General features: G+C 71.8%; 11 protein-coding genes. All 11 read left to right on the plus strand.

Annotated elements, in window-relative coordinates:
• Nucleotides 1-35: 35 nt before the first annotated feature.
• The 11 genes from ACFFJG_RS20565 to ACFFJG_RS20615 all read left to right on the plus strand — a co-directional run bounded on the left by ACFFJG_RS20565 (nt 36) and on the right by ACFFJG_RS20615 (nt 8,163).
• Nucleotides 36-1,391 (plus strand): hemolysin family protein, encoded by a 1,356-nt coding sequence (locus ACFFJG_RS20565; protein ID WP_378520670.1) that lies wholly within the window; start codon nt 36-38, stop codon nt 1,389-1,391.
• Complete coding sequence (locus ACFFJG_RS20570; protein WP_378520671.1) at nt 1,388-2,455, plus strand: hemolysin family protein; 1,068 nt, start codon at nt 1,388-1,390, stop codon at nt 2,453-2,455. Before ACFFJG_RS20565 ends, ACFFJG_RS20570 begins: the two co-directional genes overlap by 4 nt.
• Nucleotides 2,456-2,458: 3 nt before the next feature.
• Complete coding sequence (clsA, locus tag ACFFJG_RS20575; protein WP_378520687.1) at nt 2,459-3,076, plus strand: cardiolipin synthase ClsA; 618 nt, start codon at nt 2,459-2,461, stop codon at nt 3,074-3,076.
• Nucleotides 3,069-3,965 (plus strand): DUF881 domain-containing protein, encoded by an 897-nt coding sequence (locus tag ACFFJG_RS20580; RefSeq protein ID WP_378520672.1) that lies wholly within the window; start codon nt 3,069-3,071, stop codon nt 3,963-3,965. The genes clsA and ACFFJG_RS20580 overlap by 8 nt, the downstream gene beginning before the upstream one ends.
• Nucleotides 3,962-4,294, plus strand: a complete 333-nt coding sequence (locus tag ACFFJG_RS20585) for a small basic family protein (protein WP_121142896.1) — start codon at nt 3,962-3,964, stop codon at nt 4,292-4,294. The genes ACFFJG_RS20580 and ACFFJG_RS20585 overlap by 4 nt, the downstream gene beginning before the upstream one ends.
• On the plus strand, nt 4,287-5,021 hold the full coding sequence (locus tag ACFFJG_RS20590) for a DUF881 domain-containing protein (RefSeq protein WP_378520673.1): 735 nt from the start codon (nt 4,287-4,289) through the stop codon (nt 5,019-5,021). Before ACFFJG_RS20585 ends, ACFFJG_RS20590 begins: the two co-directional genes overlap by 8 nt.
• A 54-nt stretch (nt 5,022-5,075) precedes the next feature.
• On the plus strand, nt 5,076-5,462 hold the full coding sequence (gcvH, locus tag ACFFJG_RS20595) for a glycine cleavage system protein GcvH (RefSeq protein ID WP_378520674.1): 387 nt from the start codon (nt 5,076-5,078) through the stop codon (nt 5,460-5,462).
• 99 nt (nt 5,463-5,561) lie between these two features.
• Nucleotides 5,562-6,074 (plus strand): zinc-ribbon and FHA domain-containing protein, encoded by a 513-nt coding sequence (locus ACFFJG_RS20600; RefSeq protein WP_378520675.1) that lies wholly within the window; start codon nt 5,562-5,564, stop codon nt 6,072-6,074.
• Nucleotides 6,075-6,077: 3 nt separating this feature from the next.
• Entirely contained in the window at nt 6,078-6,818 is a 741-nt protein-coding gene (gene ftsR / locus ACFFJG_RS20605) for a transcriptional regulator FtsR (protein ID WP_378520676.1), read from the plus strand.
• A 65-nt stretch (nt 6,819-6,883) separates the two neighbouring features.
• On the plus strand, nt 6,884-7,351 hold the full coding sequence (locus ACFFJG_RS20610; protein ID WP_378520677.1) for a bifunctional nuclease family protein: 468 nt from the start codon (nt 6,884-6,886) through the stop codon (nt 7,349-7,351).
• A 200-nt stretch (nt 7,352-7,551) separates the two neighbouring features.
• On the plus strand, nt 7,552-8,163 hold the full coding sequence (locus ACFFJG_RS20615) for a MerR family transcriptional regulator (RefSeq protein WP_378520678.1): 612 nt from the start codon (nt 7,552-7,554) through the stop codon (nt 8,161-8,163).
• The last annotated feature ends 39 nt before the right edge of the window (nt 8,164-8,202 follow it).

The raw sequence follows: 8,202 nt of genomic DNA on the forward strand, positions 1-8,202 counted from the left end.
CCCCGCACGACCGCCCCGTCCACCGGGAGCGTGTCGTGACCCCCGTCGTGCTGCTGCTCGTCTCGCTGGCGCTGGTCGCCGCGTGCGGGCTGTTCGTGGCCGCGGAGTTCTCCTTCGTGACCGTCGACCGTGCCACCGTCGACCGCGCTGCCGCCGACGGTGACGAGGGCGCCCGCGGCGTCCAGATCGCGCTCCGGTCGCTGTCGACCCAGCTCTCGGGAGCCCAGGTCGGCATCACGGTGACCAACCTGGCCATCGGCTTCCTCGCCGAGCCGGCGATCTCCGACCTCATCGACGGGCCGCTCACCTCGCTCGGGATGCCGGAGGGCGTGGTGACCCCGCTGTCGCTCGGCCTCGGCCTGGCGCTCGGCACCGTGCTGACGATGATCTTCGGCGAGATGGTGCCCAAGAACATCGCCATCGCCCGGCCGCTGGAGACCGCCCGGACGACCCAGGGCTTCATGCGCGCCTTCACCGCGCTGACCAAGGGCCCGATCCGGGCGCTCAACGGCTCGGCCAACGCGATCGTGCGACGCCTCGGCATCGAGCCGCAGGAGGAGCTGCGCTCGGCCCGCAGCTCCCAGGAGCTCGCCTCCCTCGTGCAGCGCTCGGCCGACCAGGGCACCCTGGACGCCGAGACCGCGGAGCTCGTCGAGCGCTCGGTCGAGTTCGGCACCCGCACGGCGGGCGAGATCATGACCCCGCGGGTGCGCACCACGACCGTCGAGGACGGCGACCGCGTGTCGGCGGTCATCGAGCTGGCCCGCCACACCGGCCACTCCCGGTTCCCGGTGCTCGACGCGGAGGACACCGTCGTCGGCACGGTGCACGTCAAGCACGCCGTGGCCGTTCCGGTCCACGAGCGGGCCACCACCCGCATCAAGCACGTGATGGTCAAGCCGGTCGTCGTGCCCGACAGCCTGCGCCTCGACCCGCTGCTCGCGCTGCTGCGCCAGGACGGCTTCCAGATGGCGATCGTCCTCGACGAGTACGGCGGCCACGCCGGCATCGTCACCCTCGAGGACGTCGTGGAGGAGATCGTCGGCGACATCTCCGACGAGCACGACCGACTCGGCGCGCGGATCCGCCAGCGTCGCGACGGCAGCTGGACGCTCAGCGGCCTGCTGCGTCCCGACGAGGTGGAGGACGCGACCGAGGTCGAGCTGCCCGACCACGAGGACTACGACACCGTCGCCGGCCTGGTGATGCGCGAGCTCGGCAAGATCCCGGCGCCGGGCGACCGCGTCGAGGTGGCCGTTCCCGACCGCACCGACCCCCACGAGCCGCGCGAGCGGCTGGTCACCCTCACCGTCGAGCGGATGGACGGCCTGCGCATCGACCGCCTCGAGCTGCGCGTGCTGGCCGCCTCGACCGAGGGGAGCCCGGCATGAACGGCGACCTGTTCGGCGTCCTGCTCGCCGTCGTGCTCCTGGCGCTCAACGCCTTCTTCGTGGGCGCAGAGTTCGCGCTGCTGTCGGCGCGGCGCAGCCAGGTCGAGCCGCTGGCCCAGGAGGGCTCGCGGGCCGCGCGCACCACGCTCTGGGCGATGGAGCACGTCTCCCTCGTCATGGCCGGCGCCCAGCTCGGCATCACGGTGTGCTCGCTCGGTCTCGGTGCGATCGGCGAGCCCGCCGTCGCCCACCTCCTCGAGCCGGTCTTCCACCAGCTGCACCTCCCCGACGACCTCCTCCACCCGGTGTCGTTCGTCGTCGCGATGTCGATCGTGGTCTACCTCCACGTCGTGCTCGGTGAGATGGTGCCCAAGAACATCGCCCTCGCGGGCCCCGACCGCGCAGCGCTCGTGCTGAGCCCGCCGATGCTGGCCGTCGTCACGGTGCTCCGCCCGGTGATCGCGGTGATGAACATGGTCGCCAACGGCGTCCTGCGGCTGCTGCGCATCGAGCCCAAGGACGAGGTGAGCTCGAGCTACACCCGCGAGGAGGTCGCCGCGCTCGTCGAGGAGTCCCGCGGCGAGGGGATGATCGAGGCGGAGGAGTACGACCGCCTCGCCGGCGCCCTCGGGTTCACCGAGAAGTCGGTGGCCTCGATCGTGATGACCCCCGAGACGCTGGCCACCGTCGCGCCGGGCTCCACCGTGGCCGACGTCGAGCAGCTGTGCGCCACGACGGGCTACAGCCGCTTCCCGGTCGCCTCGCCCGACGGCTCGCTGCAGGGCTACCTCCACATCAAGGACGTCCTGGAGACCGACGACGACAAGCGCTCGCGGGTCGTGGAGGACAAGTGGGTGCGCCCGTTCGCCTCGGTGCACCCCGACGACCTGCTGCACGACGCGCTGGAGAGCCTGCAGGTCAAGGGCGCCCACATGGCGCGCGTCGTCGAGCGCGACGGACGCGTGATCGGGCTGGTGACGCTCGAGGACGTCCTGGAGGAGCTCGTCGGCGAGATCCGCGACGCCGCGCACCACCACGACGTGTCCACCGCCGACGCGGGATGAGCGCTGGATAGGGTCGGGGCCGTGTCCGAGGAAGCCACCCGCATCTGGACCGTGCCGAACGTCATCAGTCTGGTGCGGCTGGCCGGCGTCCCCCTCTTCCTGTGGCTGGTGCTCGGACCCGAGCAGGACGCCGTCGCGCTCGCGGTGCTGATGGTCGCGGGGTTCACCGACTTCCTCGACGGCTGGCTCGCCCGGCGCCTGGGCCAGTTCTCCCAGCTCGGCGAGATCCTCGACCCCGTCGCCGACCGGCTCTACATCCTCGCCGTCGTCGTCGGGCTGTTCCTGCGCGACATCATCCCGTGGTGGGTCGCGCTGGCGCTCCCGCTGCGCGACCTGTGCCTGTGGGGGCTGGTGCCGATCCTGCGCACCCGCGGCTTCTCCGCGCTGCCGGTGCACTTCCTCGGCAAGGCCGCCACCTTCAACCTGCTCTACGCCTTCCCGCTGCTCCTGCTCGGCGAGGGCGACGGCGTGGTCGCCACCCTCGCCCGCAACTTCGGCTGGGCGTTCGCGTGGTGGGGCATCGGCCTCTACTGGTGGGCGGGCGTGCTCTACGCCTGGCAGGTGCGCACGCTCCTGCGCGACACACCCCGGCGCACGTCGCCGGCCGCCGACCATGGCTGAGCCGACCGTGACGGCCGGGAAGGCGGGTGCCCGCCCGGACCTGCCGGCCCACGTCACCACGCCGCTGCTCACCCTCATCACCGCCCGCTCCATGGACGAGGACTACGCCCACGTCGCGCGGCAGCGCGCGGCGACCGGGGAGCAGGCCCCGGACCGCAGGCGACCGCACTGGACGAGCCTCGGGGCGATCGCCCTGCTCGGCGTCATGGCGGCCGTGGTGGCGGCGCAGACCGACCGCGAGGCGGCGGTCACCGAGCTGAGCCGCGCGGCGCTGATCGACCAGATCGACACCCGCCACGACCAGCTCGCGGGGCTGCAGGAGAAGGTGGCCGACCTGACCCGGTCCAACGCCGCCGCCACCACGTCGAGCGCGCGCCTCCAGGACCAGCTCGACGACATCGACGGCCGGGTCAGCCGCGCGGAGCTGCTGACCGGGTTCTCGGTCGTCCACGGACCCGGCGTGCGGATCACCGTGGACAACAAGCCCGGTGTCGACGTCAACAGCGAGATCCGCGACGAGGACCTCGCGATCCTCGTCGACGGCCTCTTCGAGGCCGGGGCCGAGGCCATCGCGATCAACGACCAGCGGATCAACGCCCTGGGCGGCATCCGCAACACGAGCCGGGCCATCCACGTCAACGGCCGCCCGGTCAACGCCCCCTACGTCGTCGACGCCATCGGCGACCCGAGGACGCTGCAGGCCGACCTGCTGCGCACGTCGGAGGGGCAGGAGTGGTTCGCGCTGGTCAACGGCCTCGGATTCGTCTACGAGCCGGAGAATGTCGACGACATGAGGCTGCCGGCTGCGCCCGAGCGGCCGCTGCGTGATGTGATCGAGGACAACGCCGACCCCGACGGCACACCTGGAGGAGGGGGGAACGCCCCATGATCGCCGCTCTCGGCCTGCTGATCGGCATCATCGCCGGGCTCGTCTTCGCACCCGACGTGCCGCTCGCGCTGCAGAACTACCTGCCGATCGCCGTGGTGGCCGCGCTCGACGCCGTCTTCGGTGGCCTGCGGGCCTACCTCGACGGCATCTTCGACGACAAGGTCTTCGTCGTCTCCTTCGTCAGCAACGTGGTCATCGCGGCCGCGATCGTCTACCTCGGCGACCAGCTCGGCGTCGGTGCCCAGCTGACCACCGGTGTGGTGGTCGTGCTCGGCATCCGGATCTTCTCCAACGTCGCCGCCATCCGGAGGCACCTGTTCCATGCCTGAGGAGCCACCCGAGCGACCGCGCCCGCGCGGGCTGTCCGCGCGTCCCTCGCGCCGCCAGCTCGTCGTCGCGGTGCTGCTCGCGGTGCTCGGCTTCGCCTTCGTCGTGCAGGTGCGCGACACCAAGGCCAACGACACCTACGCCGGCGTCCGCGAGGGCGAGCTGATCCAGGTCCTCGACGGCCTGACCGGCACCGCCGAGCGCGCCCGCCGCGAGGTCGACCGGCTCGAGTCGCGTCGCGACGAGCTCCAGGACGAGAACCAGGCCCGCTCGGCGGCGCTCGACGAGGCCGAGCAGCGGGTCCGCACGCTCAACATCATCGCCGGCCTGGTGCCGGTCTCCGGGCCGGGACTGCGCATCACCATCACCGAGTCCACCAGCCGGGTCAGCGTCGGCTCGCTGCTCGACACCGTCCAGGAGCTCCGCACGGCCGGTGCGGAGGCGATGGAGTTCAACGACACCATCCGGCTCGGCGCCGACAGCTCCTTCCAGAACGCCGTCGGCGGGATCGAGCTCGACGACCAGCTCCTCGAGCCGCCCTACGTCATCGACGTGATCGGCGACTCCCACGTCCTCAGGACCGCCCTCACGTTCTCGACCGGCCCGGTGGAGACGTTGCAGACCCTCGACGGTGCCACGGTCCAGATCGAGGAGCTCGACTCCGTCGACATCAACAGTGTCCGTGCGGCCGCCCGACCCGGGTATGCGGAGCCGGGCCCGGGCCAGTAGCCTCCCACCCACGTCCCCACCGATGTCCCGCCGATGTCCCCCCGAGGAGACCACGTGTATCCGGAGAACCTGAAGTACACCACCGAGCACGAGTGGGTCCGCACCCCCGGTGACGCCGAGGGCTCGGTCCGGGTGGGCATCACCGACTTCGCCCAGGACGCCCTCGGCGACATCGTCTACGTCTCCCTGCCGCAGGTCGGCGACGCCGTCACCGCCGGGGAGACGTGCGGCGAGCTGGAGTCGACCAAGTCGGTCAGCGACATCTACGCACCCGTCACCGGCGAGGTCGTGGCCACCAACGCGGCGCTCGACACGACCCCCGAGCTGGTCAACAGCGACCCCTACGAGGCGGGCTGGCTGTTCGAGGTCTCGGTCGCCGACGCCTCCGAGGTCGAGGGCCTCCTCGACGCCGGTGCCTACCAGGCCGGCCTCGAGGGCTGATCCGGCCGACACCCCGACCTGTCGACTGGTAGGTTCGGGACAACCGTCAACCTCAACTCTCGGCTGAGGGTTGGGGGTCGATCCGCCGAGGAGTACTCCATGCCGTTCTGCACCGCCTGTGGCAAGCAGAACCCCGACGACGCCCGCTTCTGTGCCCAGTGCGGCACCAAGCTGGTCGCCGGGGAGGACGCCGGGCCGAGCCCGGTCGAGACCACTGCGACCATCACGTTCGGGGTGCCGGACCAGCGCGAGTCGTCCGACCGGCAGCTGAGCCCGGTCGACGCCGCCGCCGTCGACGCGCTGCCGGAGGGCCACGCCCTCCTGGTGGTGCAGCGCGGTCCGAGCGCGGGCAGCCGTTTTCTCCTCGACGTCGACGTCGTGGGCGCCGGCCGGCACCCCGACAGCGAGATCTTCCTCGACGACGTCACGGTGTCGCGCCGGCACGCGGAGTTCCGCCGCGCCGGCTCCGGCTACACCGTCAGCGACGTCGGCAGCCTCAACGGCACCTACGTCAACCGCGACCGCATCGACTCGGTGGAGCTCAACGACGGCGACGAGGTCCAGATCGGGAAGTACCGACTGGTCTTCTTCTCCTCCCACCCGGACAGCTGATCCGTGGGGGCCTCGACGTCCGCGAGCCCGGGCCGCGGCGCTCGCTTCAACATCGGGCAGGTGCTCGACCAGCTGCGCCCCGACTTCCCGGGCGTGACGATCCCCAAGATCCGGTTCCTGGAGGACAAGGGGCTGGTGAAGCCGGAGCGCACCGCCGCGGGCTACCGGAAGTTCTCGGGCGAGGACGTGGCGCGGCTGCGCTACATCCTGCTGATGCAGCGCGACCACTACCTCCCGCTCAAGGTGATCGGCGACCACCTCGACGCGATCGACCGCGGCCTCGAGCCGCCGCCGATCGAGTCGGTCGTGCCGACCGTGCCGAAGGTCGCGCTGGCCGCCGACGGCCTGCCGAGCCCGGAGTCGTTCCGCCGCACCAGCGACCTGCGTCTCTCGCGCCGCGAGCTGCTCAAGGTCGCCGACATCACCGAGGAGCTGCTCGACCAGCTCGAGCAGTACGGGCTCCTCAGCGCCCGCACCGGCACCGGTCACTTCGACAGCGACGCCCTGGTCGTCGCGCAGACCGCGCGCGAGCTGGCCGACTACGGGTTCGAGCCGCGGCACCTCCGGGCGTTCAAGACCGCCGCGGACCGCGAGGTCGGCCTGGTCCAGCAGGTCGTCGCACCGATGGCGCGCGGCCGCGACGCCGCCGCGCGCGGGCGCGCCGAGGACGCCACCTCCGAGATCGCCGCCCTCTCGGTGCGGCTGCACGCGACGCTGGTCAAGGTCGGGCTCGACCGCGGCTGACGACCCTCCCGCCCGTCGCCCCGACGGGTGGCGGCGCGCTCGGGTGCGGTGAGTAGGGTGGTCGCATGCGGGAAATGGACGTCGTCGGAGTCCGGGTCGAGATGCCCTCGAACCAGCCCATCGTGCTGCTGCGCGAGGTGACGGGCGAGCGCTACCTCCCGATCTGGATCGGGGCCGTGGAGGCGACGGCCATCGCCTTCGCCCAGCAGGGCGTCACGCCCCCGCGTCCCCTCACGCACGACCTGATGCGCGACGTGCTCGCCGCGACCGGCCAGCGCCTCGACGAGGTGCGCATCGTCGACATGCAGGACGGCATCTTCTACGCCCAGCTCGCCTTCGACGGCGGCGCCGAGGTCGGTGCCCGCCCGTCCGACTCGATCGCCCTGGCGCTGCGCACCGGGTCGCGGATCGTGTGCGCGGAGTCGGTGCTCGACGAGGCCGGTCTCGCCGTGCCGGCCGAGCAGGAGGACGAGGTCGAGCGGTTCCGCGAGTTCCTCGACCACGTCTCGCCCGACGACTTCGAGGCGCCCTGACCCACGTCGCCGTACCCTCACCCTCAAGTTGAGGTTGAGGGTTGCGACACGCCGCCCCGTGGATGGACAAGCCTCATCCGCGGGCTTACCGTGAACTGTCTTCGTTGTAACTCCACCGGTGTGGTCAGCCTGACGCCGATCACCCCGGACCCTTCCCCCAGGAGTTGCTGCACGCGAAGGATCGGACCTGGAGGGTCGCAGTGGGTAGCAACGAGAACGAACAGGGCGCGGACGTCGCCGGTGCGAAGGCTGCCGCCGAGGCGGCCGAGCTCGCCCAGGAGCAGGGCCTGCTCTTCGACGACGACGTGTCGCCGCTGCCCAGCGACACCGGCTACCGCGGCCCCACGGCCTGCAACGCCGCCGGCATCACGTACCGCCAGCTCGACTACTGGGCCCGCACCGGCCTTGTCGAGCCGAGCGTGCGCGGGGCCGCCGGCTCCGGCTCGCAGCGCCTCTACTCCTTCCGCGACATCCTGATCCTCAAGGTCGTCAAGCGGCTCCTCGACGCCGGCATCTCGCTGCAGCAGATCCGCACGGCGACCGCCCACCTGCGCGAGCGCGGCACCGACGACCTCACCCGCGTCACCTTGATGAGCGACGGCGCCTCGGTCTACGAGTGCACCAGCAACGACGAGGTCATCGACCTCCTCCAGGGTGGCCAGGGCGTCTTCGGCATCGCCATCGGTGGCGTGTGGCGCGAGATCGAGGGCACGCTCGCCGAGCTGCCCAGCGAGCGTGCCGCCGCCGAGCCGGCCGGCCCGGTCGCCGGTGACGAGCTCGCCGCCCGCCGCGCTGCCCGGCAGACCGGCTGACGCCACCCGCTCCACCACCCGCATCCTTCGACGAGGGCC

The sequence above is a fragment of the Nocardioides zeicaulis genome (genome assembly GCF_042432345.1).
Lineage (GTDB): Bacteria > Actinomycetota > Actinomycetes > Propionibacteriales > Nocardioidaceae > Nocardioides > Nocardioides zeicaulis.